Source organism: Burkholderia sp. PU8-34, assembly GCF_053427725.1.
Window position 1 is genome coordinate 268427 of sequence record NZ_JBSAXC010000007.1, and the last position, 14529, is coordinate 282955.

The following is a 14529-nucleotide window of genomic DNA, read 5'->3' on the forward strand; positions in this document are numbered from 1 at the left end:
CCGGCCAAGGTGTCTGCATAGTGGTAGAAATCAATGTTCGGCGGCGGAAGCTGCTTCGTGGTGGTGTTGCCTGCAGTGGCAGTGGTAGGCATTTTGCGAATCCTGTTGCTGTGGCTAGAAGCCGAAAAAAAGCGCCTCAGTCGAGTGACCGATCCCGGCGGTTGCGGTAGCGCTTATGCGACCGGCGAGATCGATATCGTCTAATTCGTCATGCTTATTTTCTTGCGCAGCTCAAGCAGACCAAGCAGCAACTCGTCGCGTTCCGCCTCCAGCTCCTCGATGGAGCGCGATCCGACTTCGGCATGGACGCTGCCGATGAGCTTCTCTTGCACTTCCGGGGTCAGCACCGGCGTGCCGAGGGTCTTCCACCAGGCCGTCATCGGGCCGCTGAACTGCTGGAAGAAGTGCTCGATGCCGCCTGGACCGCCGCCAAGATGGTTGAGCATCAAGTTGCCCATCAGCCCCCAGCGCAGGCCCGGGCCCCAGGACAGCGCAGTGTCGACGTCGGCGGCGCTCACCACACCCTCGGCGACGAGGTAATACACCTCGCGCGCCAACGCGGCCTGCAGCCGGTTTGCGACGTGGCCGGGCATCTCCTTGTTGACCCGCACCGTCCTCTGCCCGATCGACGTATAGAATTCCGCTGCGCGCCGGATCGTCTCCTCGGAAGTCCTGGCTCCGCCGACAATTTCGACCAGCGGGATCAGGTGCGGCGGATTGAACGGATGGGCGATGACGCAACGCTCGGGATGCGTCGCGGCGCCCTTCTGGATTTCGCTCATGGTGAGTCCCGACGAGCTCGACGCAATGATCACGTCGGCTGGCAGCAGTTCGTCGAGCTGTCCATAGAGCTTCTGCTTGAAATCAATCCGCTCGGGGCCGTTTTCCTGGACCAGGTCCGCGCCTGCGAGCGCTTCCTCGAGCACAGGCGTAAACGTCAGGTTCGCCTGCGACGCGCCGGGCGAGAGGCCCAATCTCGTGAGCGCCGGCCAGGCGGCGTCCACGAATTTCCTCAATGAGAATTCCGCGTCCAGTGCGATGTCCGTCGCCACGACGTGCAATCCCTTGGCGAGAAACAGCGCGGCCCAGCTCGCGCCGATCACGCCCGTTCCGATGATGGTGATGCGGCGAATGGGTTTGGTGTCGCTCATGTGATTTCTCCAATGTGTGCGTCAGACTTCGGCGTAGGCGATGCCGGCGAGATTGCCCTGGGCGTAGAGGAAATTGCGCTCGCCGCTTCCATCGAGATCCGCTGAATAGACCGAGCCGCCCAGGTCCGTGAAGAACATCCGGTTACCGGGAACGTCGAGCGCGATGCCGATTCCCTCCAGCAGGTGCGTGATCTCGATCTCCGGCGCCGCCGCTTCGTCGATCGGGGCGCGATTGACGGTGTTGCCACGCGGGGGATCGCCACGGTCAGTCCAGTAGAGGACGCGGTTCAAGAGGTCGAGCTCGAGGTCGATCGGTTCCGGCAGATGATCGAACAGCACCTCGATATCGGAGCGCGTCGCCGGACTTTCGCCTTGCGGGATCTCCAGGTTCGCGCGGAAGATGCGGCCCCGACCGCCGTCGTCCGGGCCTTTTTGCGTCCAGTAGATCTTCTTGAGCTTCGGATCGACGGTGATCCCGACGCACCACCGCATCTGGTCGTGCCGGTCGGTGTCGCCGCGACCGGCCTCGACCAGCGTTTCGACTTGAGAGCCGTCGCAGTTGGCGCGCATCACGCGCATGCCCTCGCGGTCGCACCAATAGAGCTTGCCGCCATCCTTGTCGAGGTGGATCTGCTTCGGCGTATGCGTGATGCCTTGCGGGACGATGAGCACGCGGTTCTTGCCATCGAGGTCGGCGCGCTCGATCGAGCCGTCATGGGGGCCGATCGAACCCATGTTGGTCCAATAGATATGACCGGCATCCGTATCGACGGCAATGCCGTCGGGCATCCGACAGTCCGTGACGATCGTCCTGCGATCGGAGCCGTCGGGATTCATCGAGTGAATGCGGCCGCCGCTCAATTCGAGGAGAAACAATCGTCCGGAGCGGGTCGCGCCCTGAGAAGCGTTGCTTCCGTTGGTCTGAAACTGAGTCATCGTGTGTCCTTTCGCGTCGCTGCAATTGACAGGGCCACCGAACGTCAGCGAGAGGCCGAATGCCGCCGGGAATCGGTGTCGTCGTTCCCGCGGCGCGCGATGCTCATGTGACGTTGTGTGACCGGCTACGTTTGAGCTACGCCAGAGTGGGGATGCGTTGCTCATGAACCAACTTTAGGCGGTCAGCGGTGCGCGACTCAATTACACGATGGTGTCGGCGATACCTTCGTATCGGTGGAGGGAATGTCGCGTCATACCTAACCCAAAGTGCAATTGCGACTGCGTCGTGTGCCGCCTAGATTGGTTCGCAGGCCGACGCTTTGCCGCGGCCTGTGCCATGCCTCCGGCATGCTTTTCCCGCCATGTTTCCGGAACTCTTCCGTGGTCCGGCTTCAATCACGCATATGCACCTGTCCGAGCCTTCCGCTGCACGCTTCTCGTCGGTGGAGTGGTTTGGCAAGGCAGCGTGAGCGACGCATGGAGACGATCCACGTCATCGAGTTTGCAGGTTAATGGCGGGCCATTCGAAATCGTCCATCGTTCATTGGGAACCTGCCATGAAAAAGCCAACGCGCATCGTTATCGCAGGTGGCGGAATCGCCGGGATTCTGCTTGCCACCAGACTCGGCGACCGATTGGGTCGACCGGGTGAAGCAACCGTCACCTTGATCGACCGAAGCCCGACGCATATCTGGAAACCCATGCTGCACACGATTGCGGCGGGTACGCGCGACGTGAATCAGCAGCGCGTGATCTATCTCGCACATGCGCGTCGGCACGGCTTCACATATCAACCGGGCGAGATGTGCGGGCTGGACCGGCAAGTGCGCGAAGTGCGGCTTGCTGCGATGACGGCGCACGAGGGCGGTTTGATGCTCGAGCCGCGAACGGTTCCATACGATGTGCTGTTGCTGTGCCTGGGAAGCCGCGCGAACGATTTTGGCGTGCCTGGCGTCATCGAGCATTGCCATCTCATTGACAGCCAGCAGCAAGCGGAGACGTTCAACGTCGCGTTGCGCGAACGTGCGCTTCGCTCCGTCGTCAAGGACGAGGAGCTCCGGGTTGCGATTGTGGGCGCTGGTGCGACCGGGGTCGAGTTATCCGCCGAGCTGAGTCATCTTTTCGAACTCGCTGCCGGCTATGGCGATCCCTCGATCAGACAAAGGCTGAGCCTGACGCTTCTCGAGGCTGGACCACGTGTGCTTCCGGCTTTCCCACCGGAGATCTCGTCGGCCAGCCAGCAACGACTCGAGAAAATCGGCTTTCGCGTAGCGACCTCGACGGCAGTCTCATCAGCGGAACCGGGAGGCTTCCGGTACGGAGACGGAAAGCTTGCCGAAGCGGATTTGATGGTATGGGCTGCTGGTGTCAAGGCGCCTGATTTCATGAACCGGCTGGCTGGCCTGGAAACCAACCGGGCAAACCAGATCGTGGTGTCGCGTACGCTACAGGCACTGCACGACGAGAACATCTTTGCTCTCGGCGATTGCGCTGCCCTGACGCTGGAAGGCGCGCAGCGACCGCTTCCTCCCACCGCGCAGGTGGCCACTCAACAGGCCGAGCACCTGGCGCGCCACCTGCCGGAATGGGTCCGTCAAAACAAGGCTCTTCCGGGCTTCGAATTCCGCGATTTTGGATCGCTCGTGTCATTGAGCGAATACGATGCGTTCGGCACGCTTGGGCGTTTTGGCTTCTTTCCAGGGGGGCTCATTCGGGGGAGACTCGCGCAGCTCAGTCACGCGATGTTGTACCGGCGTCATCAGCAGGCGCTGCACGGCTTTCGCAGGGCAACGCTGCTCTGGACAGCGGAGCAGATCAACGGGCTGGCTCAGCCGGGTATTCGGCTCGCTTGACGGGCTTTCTCGCCAACGTCGAACCGCTTTCAAAACATACGGGACCGCGCAGGCGGTCCCGGGTCCATCTTCACTTTCGCCGCTTTCCGGGCGGAGCGCGGCAGATCGGCCACGCTGCAGCGCCGCGCCGGCTAACCTTCCGCACGCGTGCTGCTGATCACCTTGCCGCGGAAAATCGAGTACTGGTACAGGTTGTAGCCAATCATCACCGGGAACACGAGGCCGATCCCGATCAGCATGAACGCGAGGGTCAGCGTATCCGACGCGGCTTGCAAGACCGAGAGCCTGCCGGGAATGAAGTCCGGATAGAGGCTGATCACGAGGCCCGCGAACGATACGATGAAGAGCGTCACCGCTGCGCGGAACGGCGCGCGTTCGCTTCTCCGATAGAGCGACGCGTTGAGCCAGACGTACGACAGCACGGCGAGCGCGCCGAGTACCGCAAGCGGGGCAAGCACGCCCGGCTGGGACCAGCGGGCATGGACAGCCACGCCGTCGATCCAGGTTGCCGCAGTGAGCACGATCGCGGCAGCCACGGTGAGCTGCGCGCTCAGCAAGGCCAGCCGCCGGGCCCAAAGTTCGAGAGCGCCCACCGTCTTCTTCACGAGCCAGGTCGCGCCGAGCAGCGTATAGCCGGTCACCACGCCAATGGCTGTCACCGTGATGAACACCGTGCTGGGATCGCCAGGCAGGAAACCCGTGATCACCTTGCCGAGTATGACGCCCTGCGATATTGCCGCGATGAGGCTGCCCACGCCGAACACGGTGTCCCACAGCCTTCCATACCGGGCGCCATGACGGAACTCGATGGCCGCACCGCGCATGACCAGCCCGCCGAGCATCGCCATGACGGGCAGATAGAGTGCCTGCATCAGGATCGCGTAGGCCGCGGGAAACGCGCCGAACAGGCCACCGCCGACGACGACAAGCCATGTCTCGTTCGCATCCCACACATGACCGATGGTCTGAACCATCGCGTCGTGGTCTTCGCGCTTTCTTCTCAGCAGCGTGAGCACGCCCACACCGAGGTCGAATCCGTCCGTCACGACGTAGAAGACCAGCATCAGGCCGATCAGGCCGAACCACGTGACGGCAAGCAGTGAATGTGTGGTGCTATCCATCGAACCATCCCCCTTCAGTTGGAGAAAGAGACTTCAGTATTCGCTCGCCGCCGTCTGCGGCGAAACGATCGTGGTTGCGGGTGGTATGGCCGTGAGATCGGGGCCGTTCCTCAGCCAATTCCGTGCGAGAAGGAAGAAGGTGACGAGCAACACGACGTCGAACGCGAAGAACATCGCCATGCTGGCCGTTACGGAGGCCGCGGGCACCGTGGACACGGCCTGACTCGTTCGCATCAGTCCGTAGACAACCCACGGCTGACGTCCCACTTCGCGCACGATCCACCCGGCCTCGACAGCCAGGTAAGGCAGCGGGATGCATAGCACCCATGCCAGCAAGAGCTTGCGCTGTGCGAGAAGGCCATCGAGACTGCCGCGTGCCTTACGCAGCGCATACGCCGTCCAGAACGCGAGCAGCGTGAACGCGAAGCCGATGCCCGCCATCAGGCGGAATGCGTAGTAAAGGAGCGGCACCATCGGCGGCTGGTCGGCGCGCGGGTAGTCCGTCAGCCCCTTGACCTGTCCGTGCAGCGAATGCGTGCCGATGATGCTGAGCAGCCCCGGCACTTCGATCGACCAGTCGTTACGCTGCTTTTGCTGGTCCGGCCACGCAACGAGCGACCATGCGGCCCCCGTACCGGGCTTGTTGGTCTCCCAGTGTCCTTCGATGGCGGCACCCTTCGCGGGTTGCGTCGCGAACACGCTGGTGCCGCTCGAGTCGCCGAGCCAGACCTGGATCGGTGCAACGAAGACGAGCAAGCCCAGTGCGATCCTGAACGAACGCGCAAAGAACTCGGGATGCCGCCGGCGGAACAGGTGATACGCGGAGATGCCCGCAATCACGAACATGCCCGTTTCGATCGCGGCCACCCACATGTGCGAGACGCCCCACACCATGTCGGGGTTGAAGATGGCCGCCAGATAGTCCGTCACCACAAGCCTGCCGTTGACGACGGCAACGCCGGCGGGCGTCTGCATCCACGAGTTGGCGACCATGATCCAGAACGCGGAAATGCTGGAACCGAGCGCTACCATCGCCGTGGCGAAGAGATGGACGCCACGTGGCACGCGCCCCCAACCGAGCGTCATCACACCGACGAATCCGGCTTCGAGCATGAACGCCATGGCGCCTTCGAAACCCAGGATATTGCCGACGAACTGGCCGCTGAACTGCGAGAAGCCGGACCAGTTGGTGCCGAACTGAAACTCCATCGGAATGCCGGTGACCACGCCGACGGTGAAGTTGAGCACGAGCAGCTTGCCCCAGTAGCGGGCCTGGCGGTAGTACATCACGTCGTTCGTGCGGATCCACAGTGCTTCGATCAGCAGCAGGAATATCGAGAGACTGATTGTCAGGATCGGCCACAGAATGTGGAAGATTATGGTCATCGCGAACTGGGCGCGCGAGAGGTCGAGTACGTTGGTCGGCATGATGATCATCCTGTTGCGGCAGCACCACGGCTCGCGTCGCGAACTCGTTGCTCCCGGATTTCAATTTAGGTTGTAAGCCGTGCGCGACGCCATTGCACGTTGGTATAGCGACACCTTCGTATCGGTGGGAAGGAATGTCTTCTCACAGCTGGTCCGGGCTTCGCCTTTCATGCCGCCGCGGCGCGCGGCCTCCTGGACAGCGTGACCAAATGCAGAAGTGACCATGCCCGTCGCGAGCACGCCCTGCATTCCAAGCAGCACCGAATCGATGCGGCCCGGGGTTGTGGTGGGTGCTACGTCGCCGCAAACGAATTTCCTTGAACACGTGGCCAGCCTTGAGTAAGGCGTGCGCAGAATTCCTGACATGTTCCGTGGCGGAAATTTCTCAGGGCATGAAGTATCGGGGGTGCATCACGGTTGCCAACCGGACTTCTGGCGGTTCATGAGGTCGCATCCGTCAAGCGTTGCCAGTGCACGCTCGTCAGCCTCCAGCATCGACGTCACCTCTTCGCGAAGCAGATCGATGAGCAAGCGGATCTTCGCGTCGAGGAAGCGCCGGGACGGATACAACGCATAGACGTGCATGGGCTGTGCCTCATATCCCTGAAGAAGCCGTACCAATGCACCCGAGCGCAAATGTGGCAGCGCAACGCCAGCCGGCAGAATCGCGACACCAAGTCCTTCTGTTACCGCCGGCTCCAGCGCTTCCATCGCGTTGACCGTCAAGCGAGCCGAACCGACGTTCACCGGGAAGGTCTCACCGGCGCCTGCGAATACCCATTTGTCAAATGGGAACACGGCCGTGGTCAACAGCAGGCACTGATGATCGGGCAAGTCTTCAGGCACGCTGGGTACGCCGTGGCTCGCCAAATATCGCGGGGACGCGCACACCACGCCGCGGATGGTTCCGAGCCTCATGCTGACCAACCTGGAGCCTGGCAATTCCGGGGCGAGTACGATCGACGCGTCATAGCCGTCCTCCAGCATGTCGGGAATCGTTCCCGTCATCGTGACCTCGACCCTGACTTCGGAAAACCGCTGCTGGTACTTCAGTATTGCCGGCACCACCAGCTGATGGCCGAAGCTCGAAAGCGCGTGAACACGCAGCCGCCCGGTGGGATGCGCCGCAGCTGATCGGGCCTCGGCTTCCGCATCATCAAGGCTCGAGAGAATTCCCTCGCATCGGCGCAGGTAACGCTCGCCCGCCTCCGTCAGGGCAACGTGTCTCGTCGTCCGGTGCAACAGCCGGCTGCCCAGATGCGTCTCGAGTTGATTGATAGCACGTGAGACGAGTGGCACAGGGAAGTTGAGCCTCCTGGCCGCGGAGGTGAATCCTCCGTCACTCGCCACTTTTACAAAGATGCGCATGCATTGAAACGTGTCCATGAGCCACTCGCCAAAATGGAAAGATGTCGTCCAGGAAACGAGGTTAGGTCGACGGCGGTGCAGAGCGCCATTGCACGATGGTGTTAGCTACACCTTCGTGTCGGTGAGAAGGCATGTCGTGTCATGCCTAAACCAAAGTGCAATTGCGACTGTGCGGGGCACAACCTAAATTGGTTCGCAAGACGACGCACCAGACGCGTTCACTCCTCAGGTTGCGTCGTCGGCCGTTCGTCGCATCAGCCGTTCACTCCCGGACTTGGAGCCACGCCATGAACCGTAACTTCCAGCGATCAAGCAGCGAGCAGGTCGCAAACCGCCCAGCCGCTTTGCCATTGTCGGACGTCGCGCTCCGCGGTTTCAACGACGAGCCCGATCTCGGTGCCCACCTGATTACGCAACGTCGTGGCTACCAGCATCACGGTATTTATGCCGGTAGCGGCAAGGTCATTCACTACGCTGGCTTCGCCACGTCCGAGCGCCGCGGTCCCGTCGAGGAAGTCGCGCTCGAAGCGTTCGCTGACGGCCATGCCATTGCCGTGCGTCGGCATCCGTTCCCGACGTATTGCGGCGAAGAAGCTGTGCTGCGTGCCCGCTCGCGCCTCGGGGAGAACCGCTATCGCCTGCTGACGAACAACTGCGAGCACTTCTGCGCGTGGTGCCTGCTCGGCGCTAGCCGCAGCGAACAGATTCGTGCCTGCCTTGCGGATCCACGCACCGGCGTCCACGCGCTGCTGTGCCTCGTGAGCACGTTCATCGTTGACCGCGTGAAAGCCGTCCGCGCCGTTGTTGGCGCAGGCAGCATGAATGCCGCGACTGGAGCTTGAAGTACACGGAGATCTTAAGGAGACCATCATGAGCGCGACTGAAAAGACACTGCGCCGGGCCGTCGAAAAATGGCTCGCGCCCACGCCTGCGATGCCCGCGCACGTTGCGCGCTTCTGCCACACGCAGATGCATCGTCGGTATGTGTGCGTCGAGGCGATGCGTCCCGGCGGTCTGCTGTCGATCTTCTTTTTTCGTCACGACGACGGATCGTGGAATGTGTATCCGCCCGCCCAATCGCGGCCGGCAATGTCTGCGTGGAGGACTGTCCGATGAAAGACGGAAACGAGCCATATGGCGCCCGCGGCCTGCGTATCGTGCGGCTCGCGCTGTGCGGCGCGCAAGCTATCCGCCAGGCTGGCAGAACCGCCGCTCCGGCACATGCAACGTCAAGGCTCCGGCAAGCCGGCGAAGCGCGCTCTCGGCATGCACGACGCGCTGGAAGGATTCAACGCCGTGCCTGACAAAGGCTCCCGTCCCGCCCACAGGAGACATTCTCGCGAATCCCCGGAAAACGGCCGACTTCATCAACGCGCTGGACTGCAATGAAGTTCTTTCGAAACCCGTTCCAAAGGACCCGGGCGAATCGGCGCCCAGATCGCAGCGCCTGTTCAAAGCATCTGTAGTCGTGACTTGTGGCTGGGCATTGATTGAAGCGCCGCTGGAACTGGACGCGTCGATCAATTCCACCGCGCTGCTCGCCCTGGTGGCGTCGAAGGTACTGCTTTGCCTCATCGGCGCCGCCGCCATCGCCGACCTGCGCTTTGCCCGTGGGGTCTTCATGGTCATCTGCGGAGCGAGCTTGTTCGCCATCGCGCTTCGATGGCGGCCGGCTCAACGCGAACCTGAGCGGCGCGCGCACCGCCAGCAACGCGCTGATCACGCAGTACAACCAGGCGGTGCTGAACGCCGTGCGCGATGTCGCCGTGACGGGCTGCAGGCTTCAGGACCTCGATGAGGAAGCCGCGCTGCAGGCGCAGAAGATCGATGCGGTATCGTTCGCTGAGGCGAGTGCGCAAGCACGCTATGAAAGGGGCGTCGCGAGCCGGCTGACGGCGATGGACGCCCGCCAGCCCGTGTTGCTCGAACGCATCTCCATGCTGGAAATTGACGGGCAGCGCCTGAGTCAGGACATCGCGATGTCGAAGGCGCTCGGAGGCGGGTATCGCGACGAGGCACCTGTCGCGCTGAGGGTGCGGTGACATGATATCCGGACTGATGCGGCCATAGGCGTGAAGGGACCTGCGCTATCTGTCACTCGGACGTGCAGCCAGGATGAAGTCTTCCGGCGATGTTGACCGCGGGCGCGCGGAAAACGTCTCCATTCGACAATGCGCGCAACCCCTCATGGCACTGCGTCATGTTCAGCATGCCAAATCGCGACGATCGCGGCGCATTGGAACGCGGGGCTGTCTTACGCTGCAACTGCTGGAAGGACGGGCACCGTGAACTGGAAGATAGCGCCACGGGGGACGTTTGCACTGACCCACAAGCGGCCGCCGTGTGCTTCGGCGATCGATCGACAGATCGAAAGGCCCATGCCCAAACCGGTAGTCTTGGTCGTATAAAACGGCTCAAAGAGGCGCTCGATGTTCTCGGGGAAGACACCCGGCCCGGAATCGCACATCGCCACCAGGACACCACCCGGCTCATCCACGGCGGTGCTGATCGTCAATTCCCGCGGCTCGACGTTCATCGCGCTCATCGCTTCAATGGCGTTGATGGTCAGGTTCAGCATCAGTTGCTGGAGTTGCACCCGGTCGCCTTGAACGAGCGGTAATTCCTCCGCAAGTTCCATCCGTACGGAAACGCGGCTCTTCTCGGCCTCACCGCGCGCCAGCGCAATGACCTCGCGAATCGCCTCGTTGATCTGCACCGACTCCATACACGTCGGGGTTTTTCTGACGAGGCCATGAATGCGGTTCACAACTTCGCTGGCGCGCCTTGCGTCTTTGGTGATACGTTCAAGCGCCTGCCGAACTTCCTCCAGATTCGGCGACCGTGCGCTCAGCCAGCGTAAACCCGCCTCGGCGTTGGTGGCACACGCGACGATAGGTTGCTTGATTTCATGGCTGATCGAGGCCGTGAGCTGCCCCATGGTCGTGACGCGGTTTGCGTGCGCCAGCGCGGACTGGATCTCGCGGTAGCTGCGCTCACTTTCGCGTGCTTCGGCCTCTGCGCGCTTACTCTCGGTCAAATCAAGCACGAAAGCGACACCTTGGTTCCCGCCTGCTTCAAAGCTCGCCGCGCCGATCAGCACGGGTACCCGGCCGCCGCCTTTCCGGAAAAGCTCTTTCTCGAACGGTTGCAGGCGGCCGGTCCGCTTCAGTTCTGGCAGCCAATGTCGCAGATCGCGGTCGAGCCATTCCGGCGGGGTCAGGTCTGTCCAGCGGACGCGACCGGAGACAAGATCCTCACGTTCGCAGCCCACGATGCGGAGGAACGCATCATTGGCCTCGATGATGCTTTCGAGCTCCCAGATGAAGATTCCGATAATGTCGGCGTCGACCAGGCGCCGGATCTTCGCTTCGCGCGCTTCGAGTTGTCTGTTCAGTGTTGTCAGGCAACGGGTTATGAATACGCTGCTGACGACCGCAAGGACGAAGACCGCGCACAGCAACAAGAACCCAGCCCATATTCCTTGCCGGGCTTTGGCCTCCACCGTCTCGGTGTCCATTCTCGCTAGTTGGACAACCCGGTCGATCGCCTTGCGGTGAACTTCGTATTCCCGCGAAATACTGGCCAGCGCATCGATTGCCGCGAGCCGGTCGGCGCGCTGCACCGCGGGGATGAGGTCATTGAAGACAGTCTGATAGAAGGAGAGCGCTGCGGCATTTGCCTGTCCCAGGAGCGCTTGTCGGGTATCCGGATTCAGCGATTGTCGTTCCCAGTAGCGATGACGGTCGTCGTAGTCCTTTTTCAGCATCTTGAGTCGGTCGATCAGGCGCTGCTGCTCGGCCGCGCTCGCCTCGACAAGCTGGAAGCACACCAGGTAAGACTCGATCACGTATTCGGGTGGAGGCAGAACGTCCGAAGTCAGATCCTTGCTTAGCGCTATCTTTTTGTACAACGGTCCGTTTACTTCCAACCCATTGAGGACAACCAACGAGCACATGACGTATGCGACAAAGCATACCGCAAGGGTGCCAATCAAGAGACGGAACTGAGTCTTGAACCCAAGTGGCTTATGAATCGCCGATTTCACATCTGCTCCACGCAGTTGCCTTCACCGGATCAAATGAACCGACATGCAGCAGAAAACACAGCGGCCCGTACGGTTCAAGATAACCGAGCCTCAAATGGCGGACCTGCCGTTCAGGGCGCGGAGCGCGCTCGGGCGGGTCGGCTCCACCGCTCACGCAGCGATTTGCAGCGCTGCCCGTGGCGCGCGGCAAGCATGAAGTCTTCCCGCCATACTTATCAATTCGGCGAGTGAGCGGGCGTTCATCTTTTGCATGACGTGCCTTCGGTGCACCTTCACCGTGATCTCGCTGATGCCCAACTCGCATCCCACCAGCTTGTTCAAAAGGCCGGTCACCACCAATGCCATGACCTCGCGCTCGCGTCGACTGAGTGAGTCGTAGCGATCCTGGATCGCCTTCAGCTCTACGCCTTCGCTCAATGCCGCGCGGCTACGCTCGATGGCGTGCCGGATGGCATCGAGCAGGACCTGGTCGTCAAAGGGCTTGGTGAGAAATTCAACCGCCCCGGCTTTCATGGCCCGCACCGTTGTCGGCACGTCGCTGCGGCCGGTGATGAAGATGATGGGCATGTCGGTACGCTCGGATGCAATGAGATTTTGCAGGTCGAGGCCGCTGAGATCGGGAAGACCGACGTCCAGCACCAGGCAGTTCGGGACCGTCGTGCGGGGGCGGCCAAGGAAGTCTTGTGCGGAAGCGAACGTTTCTGCAATGAGACCGGCATAGCGAATCATTGCTTCGAGCGACTCACGCACCGAGATGTCGTCGTCGACGACGAAGACGACCGGCGTTGCTTGCGCCGACGACAAATCCAGTTCGCGTTCAGCTGCATGGGCTGGTGTCATTGCAAACTCCATTCGTAGGAACCTGGATGTGTCATTCGGGCCAGAGCGCGGCAGCGGCAACGGCACCGGCAGCGCGGTTGCTACCAGACCCGGCGAAGCAGGAGCGTTGCTCAGCGGCTAGAGCAAGCAAATGCGGTGCAGCTCCACTGTCCGCCGATACACGTTCCGGTTCAGCCACGGTACGAACGTGTACTCGTCGTATGCATTCGCGCCGACAAAGATCCAGTTGTTCAGCACGTTGAACATGATGTTTTCCTCTCGAGACTGGCCACCACATCACACGACGTTTTGCGAGGCGCACTGCGCGATCGCATCGGTCATGACACAAGGGTAGGCGCGCGGGCGCCTCAAGACCATTCTACGGACGGGTGGCGCAGCTCCTACATAGGCTTCGAGCGCTCATACGAGGGTATAACCCGCGGGGCCGTGACACGCGCCGATGGGAACGCCGCAACTCATATCAAAGGATGAGTTCGCCGTATCTGCGGATCTGCAATCGTCGCAGGATATGAGCAGGATTGGGCGATGCGAATGCGGCGGACTAATACTTGTGTATGATTCCCGGCCTCTGGCGTGGGAACTACGCTGGGAATCGCAAACGCACGCGTGGTGCATGCAGTGGCGTTGTTACTGCGTGAACTCCGTTTCCCGAAGATCGAGGCTAATCTTGCGTTCCGATCAGGTAGTTTCGATTGTTGACGACGACGAGGCCGTCCGCCTCGCGACTGGGAGCCTCATACGCTCGTTCGGCTGGCATACGTGCCTGTTCGCATCGGCAGAGGAGTTCCTGCAATCCGGCCATGTCGCCTCGACGTCATGCCTGATCTCCGACGTCATGATGCCCGGCATGTCGGGAGTCGAAATGCACGACCGCATCATTGCACTCGGGTATGCGCCGCCGACCATCTTCATTACGGCATTCCCATCGGCCAACCTGAAGGAAAAGGCCTTGGCAAGTGGTGTGCTGGCTGTACTCGACAAGCCGGTTGATCCCGAGGCCATCGCGTATTGGCTCAACGTTGCGCTGGACCGGCCGTAGCGGATCGACAAGACGCCGGGACGGCGCTTCCGAACTCGCCCCTCTCAGGAATGCTTCGGTGGCTGCGGATTGACACCCAGCGATTCCGACTTTCTGACGAGATCCGCGACGGAGCGCGCCGCCATCTTTTTCATGACCTGCCCGCGATGAATCTTCACGGTGATCTCACTGAGATTCATCTCGGAGGCAATCTGCTTGTTCATCAGGCCGGCGACGACGAACCCCATCACCTCTCGTTCACGCGGTGTCAGGGAATCATAGGCAGCCCGAAGCGCCGCGATCGATTGTTCGGCGGCGAGACGCTCACCATCGCGCGCCAACGCATTGGCGACTGCGTCCAGCATGTCCTGGTCACGAAACGGCTTCGCCAGGAAATCGACAGCCCCCGCTTTCATGGCCTTGACTGTCATCGCGATGTCGCCATGCCCGGTCATGAACACGATCGGCATGCGCACATCGATCTTTGCAATCTGCTCCTGCAAGGCAAGGCCGCTTTCGCCGCGCAACCTGACGTCGAGAATCAGACAACTGGGCGCGTCGGGCTTCGGGAAAGCAAGAAAGTCCCGTGACGATTCGAATGTCTCCACACGTAGCCCAACCGAGCGCAGCAAACCGTCGAGGGCAAAACGCATCGCCTCGTCGTCGTCGACCACGTAGACCACCGGGTCTTCGCGATCGTGCGGGCTCTGGGCCGAAGTAGAATGCGACCCGGCACTCATCTTGCCTCCTTTCCCCATCCGGCATGCAC

17 protein-coding genes are annotated in these 14529 nt (G+C 61.6%); 6 read left to right on the forward strand and 11 right to left on the reverse strand.

Going from position 1 to position 14529, the window contains the following annotated elements:
* Positions 1–33 precede the first annotated feature (33 nt).
* Positions 34–204, forward strand: a complete 171-nt coding sequence (locus ACV22Z_RS19195; protein WP_448077867.1) for a hypothetical protein — start codon at positions 34–36, stop codon at positions 202–204.
* Here the strand turns inward: ACV22Z_RS19195 and ACV22Z_RS19200 are convergent.
* Positions 201–1151 (reverse strand): 3-hydroxyacyl-CoA dehydrogenase NAD-binding domain-containing protein, encoded by a 951-nt coding sequence (locus ACV22Z_RS19200; protein WP_448077868.1) that lies wholly within the window; start codon positions 1149–1151, stop codon positions 201–203. The two genes, ACV22Z_RS19195 and ACV22Z_RS19200, sit on opposite strands and share 4 nt — an antisense overlap.
* A gap of 21 nt (positions 1152–1172) precedes the next feature.
* Positions 1173–2087, reverse strand: coding sequence for a 3-hydroxyacyl-CoA dehydrogenase (locus ACV22Z_RS19205; protein ID WP_448077869.1), 915 nt, complete (start codon positions 2085–2087; stop codon positions 1173–1175).
* A gap of 557 nt (positions 2088–2644) precedes the next feature.
* Between ACV22Z_RS19205 and ACV22Z_RS19210 the strand changes: the two genes are divergently transcribed.
* Positions 2645–3940, forward strand: coding sequence for an NAD(P)/FAD-dependent oxidoreductase (locus ACV22Z_RS19210; RefSeq protein ID WP_448077870.1), 1296 nt, complete (start codon positions 2645–2647; stop codon positions 3938–3940).
* A 131-nt stretch (positions 3941–4071) separates the two neighbouring features.
* Here the strand turns inward: ACV22Z_RS19210 and ACV22Z_RS19215 are convergent, their stop codons facing one another.
* Genes ACV22Z_RS19215 through ACV22Z_RS19230 form a run of 4 tightly spaced genes read right to left on the reverse strand, consistent with a single transcriptional unit; the run spans position 4072 to position 7875 of the window.
* Positions 4072–5061 (reverse strand): cytochrome d ubiquinol oxidase subunit II, encoded by a 990-nt coding sequence (locus ACV22Z_RS19215; RefSeq protein WP_448077871.1) that lies wholly within the window; start codon positions 5059–5061, stop codon positions 4072–4074.
* A gap of 33 nt (positions 5062–5094) precedes the next feature.
* Positions 5095–6489, reverse strand: a complete 1395-nt coding sequence (locus ACV22Z_RS19220; protein WP_448077872.1) for a cytochrome ubiquinol oxidase subunit I — start codon at positions 6487–6489, stop codon at positions 5095–5097.
* A gap of 60 nt (positions 6490–6549) precedes the next feature.
* On the reverse strand, positions 6550–6855 hold the full coding sequence (locus ACV22Z_RS19225; RefSeq protein ID WP_448077873.1) for a hypothetical protein: 306 nt from the start codon (positions 6853–6855) through the stop codon (positions 6550–6552).
* Between the two features lie 45 nt (positions 6856–6900).
* Positions 6901–7875 carry a LysR family transcriptional regulator gene (locus tag ACV22Z_RS19230; RefSeq protein ID WP_448077874.1) on the reverse strand — a complete coding sequence of 325 codons (975 nt, stop codon included), beginning with the start codon at positions 7873–7875 and terminating at the stop codon, positions 6901–6903.
* A gap of 269 nt (positions 7876–8144) precedes the next feature.
* Here ACV22Z_RS19230 and ACV22Z_RS19235 point away from each other — a divergent pair, with 269 nt between their 5' ends.
* The gene (locus tag ACV22Z_RS19235; RefSeq protein WP_448077875.1) at positions 8145–8699 is read left to right on the forward strand and encodes a lecithin retinol acyltransferase family protein; all 555 of its coding nucleotides are present in this window, start codon (positions 8145–8147) and stop codon (positions 8697–8699) included.
* 28 nt (positions 8700–8727) lie between these two features.
* A complete protein-coding gene (locus tag ACV22Z_RS19240) occupies positions 8728–8973 on the forward strand; it encodes a hypothetical protein (RefSeq protein WP_448077942.1) in 246 nt (81 codons plus the stop codon).
* A 69-nt stretch (positions 8974–9042) separates the two neighbouring features.
* Here the strand turns inward: ACV22Z_RS19240 and ACV22Z_RS19245 are convergent, their stop codons facing one another.
* The gene (locus ACV22Z_RS19245; RefSeq protein WP_448077876.1) at positions 9043–9510 is read right to left on the reverse strand and encodes a hypothetical protein; all 468 of its coding nucleotides are present in this window, start codon (positions 9508–9510) and stop codon (positions 9043–9045) included.
* A gap of 86 nt (positions 9511–9596) precedes the next feature.
* On the opposite strand from ACV22Z_RS19245, the gene ACV22Z_RS19250 reads away from it, so the two are divergent.
* The gene (locus ACV22Z_RS19250) at positions 9597–9899 is read left to right on the forward strand and encodes a hypothetical protein (protein WP_448077877.1); all 303 of its coding nucleotides are present in this window, start codon (positions 9597–9599) and stop codon (positions 9897–9899) included.
* Positions 9900–10111: 212 nt separating this feature from the next.
* Here the strand turns inward: ACV22Z_RS19250 and ACV22Z_RS19255 are convergent, their stop codons facing one another.
* The 3 genes from ACV22Z_RS19255 to ACV22Z_RS19265 all read right to left on the reverse strand — a co-directional run bounded on the left by ACV22Z_RS19255 (position 10112) and on the right by ACV22Z_RS19265 (position 12988).
* Entirely contained in the window at positions 10112–11902 is a 1791-nt protein-coding gene (locus tag ACV22Z_RS19255) for a sensor histidine kinase (RefSeq protein ID WP_448077878.1), read from the reverse strand.
* Positions 11903–12052: 150 nt separating this feature from the next.
* Positions 12053–12742, reverse strand: a complete 690-nt coding sequence (locus tag ACV22Z_RS19260; RefSeq protein WP_448077879.1) for a response regulator transcription factor — start codon at positions 12740–12742, stop codon at positions 12053–12055.
* A 117-nt stretch (positions 12743–12859) separates the two neighbouring features.
* Complete coding sequence (locus tag ACV22Z_RS19265; RefSeq protein WP_448077880.1) at positions 12860–12988, reverse strand: hypothetical protein; 129 nt, start codon at positions 12986–12988, stop codon at positions 12860–12862.
* Between the two features lie 421 nt (positions 12989–13409).
* On the opposite strand from ACV22Z_RS19265, the gene ACV22Z_RS19270 reads away from it, so the two are divergent.
* Complete coding sequence (locus ACV22Z_RS19270; protein WP_448077881.1) at positions 13410–13781, forward strand: response regulator transcription factor; 372 nt, start codon at positions 13410–13412, stop codon at positions 13779–13781.
* A gap of 44 nt (positions 13782–13825) precedes the next feature.
* Here the strand turns inward: ACV22Z_RS19270 and ACV22Z_RS19275 are convergent, their stop codons facing one another.
* The gene (locus ACV22Z_RS19275) at positions 13826–14500 is read right to left on the reverse strand and encodes a response regulator transcription factor (protein ID WP_448077882.1); all 675 of its coding nucleotides are present in this window, start codon (positions 14498–14500) and stop codon (positions 13826–13828) included.
* Between the last annotated feature and the right edge of the window lie 29 nt (positions 14501–14529).

Bases quoted from the DNA above. Each gene is read 5' to 3' on its own strand.
- ACV22Z_RS19195 (WP_448077867.1), top strand. From the start codon at position 34: ATGTTCGGCGGCGGAAGCTGCTTCGTGGTGGTGTTGCCTGCAGTGGCA.
- ACV22Z_RS19200 (WP_448077868.1), bottom strand. From the start codon at position 1,151: ATGAGCGACACCAAACCCATTCGCCGCATCACCATCATCGGAACGGGC.
- ACV22Z_RS19205 (WP_448077869.1), bottom strand. From the start codon at position 2,087: ATGACTCAGTTTCAGACCAACGGAAGCAACGCTTCTCAGGGCGCGACC.
- ACV22Z_RS19210 (WP_448077870.1), top strand. From the start codon at position 2,645: ATGAAAAAGCCAACGCGCATCGTTATCGCAGGTGGCGGAATCGCCGGG.
- ACV22Z_RS19215 (WP_448077871.1), bottom strand. From the start codon at position 5,061: ATGGATAGCACCACACATTCACTGCTTGCCGTCACGTGGTTCGGCCTG.
- ACV22Z_RS19220 (WP_448077872.1), bottom strand. From the start codon at position 6,489: ATGCCGACCAACGTACTCGACCTCTCGCGCGCCCAGTTCGCGATGACC.
- ACV22Z_RS19225 (WP_448077873.1), bottom strand. From the start codon at position 6,855: ATGTCAGGAATTCTGCGCACGCCTTACTCAAGGCTGGCCACGTGTTCA.
- ACV22Z_RS19230 (WP_448077874.1), bottom strand. From the start codon at position 7,875: ATGGACACGTTTCAATGCATGCGCATCTTTGTAAAAGTGGCGAGTGAC.
- ACV22Z_RS19235 (WP_448077875.1), top strand. From the start codon at position 8,145: ATGAACCGTAACTTCCAGCGATCAAGCAGCGAGCAGGTCGCAAACCGC.
- ACV22Z_RS19240 (WP_448077942.1), top strand. From the start codon at position 8,728: ATGAGCGCGACTGAAAAGACACTGCGCCGGGCCGTCGAAAAATGGCTC.
- ACV22Z_RS19245 (WP_448077876.1), bottom strand. From the start codon at position 9,510: ATGGCGAACAAGCTCGCTCCGCAGATGACCATGAAGACCCCACGGGCA.
- ACV22Z_RS19260 (WP_448077879.1), bottom strand. From the start codon at position 12,742: ATGACACCAGCCCATGCAGCTGAACGCGAACTGGATTTGTCGTCGGCG.
- ACV22Z_RS19265 (WP_448077880.1), bottom strand. From the start codon at position 12,988: ATGTTCAACGTGCTGAACAACTGGATCTTTGTCGGCGCGAATGCATAC.
- ACV22Z_RS19275 (WP_448077882.1), bottom strand. From the start codon at position 14,500: ATGAGTGCCGGGTCGCATTCTACTTCGGCCCAGAGCCCGCACGATCGC.